Origin of the sequence: Paenarthrobacter aurescens (assembly GCF_025421775.1) — a bacterium.
Taxonomy (GTDB): domain Bacteria; phylum Actinomycetota; class Actinomycetes; order Actinomycetales; family Micrococcaceae; genus Arthrobacter; species Arthrobacter aurescens_B.
Genome location: NZ_JAOEFX010000628.1, coordinates 1 through 243, shown reverse-complemented (window position 1 = coordinate 243; position 243 = coordinate 1). Strand labels below are relative to the sequence as shown.

General features: G+C 69.5%; 1 pseudogene. It reads right to left on the bottom strand.

Annotation, left to right across the window (positions count from 1 at the left end):
* A pseudogene (locus N7568_RS25070) lies at nucleotides 1-243 on the bottom strand (30S ribosomal protein S3); the annotation flags it as partial.

Below are 243 nucleotides of genomic sequence, written 5' to 3'. Positions count from 1 at the left end.
GCACGCTGACGGCGCTGGCCGCCGCGACGCGGACGACGGTCACGGTCGCCACGGCCACCGCGCTCGTTCTTCGGAGCGTTCAGCTCGGACTCGCGGACACCGCCCACGACGTCGCCCTTGTAGATCCACACCTTGACGCCGATGACGCCGAAGGTGGTGTGTGCTTCTGCCGTGCCGTAGTCGATCTCCGCGCGCAGGGTGTGCAGCGGGACACGACCCTCGTGGTAGCGCTCGACACGGGAC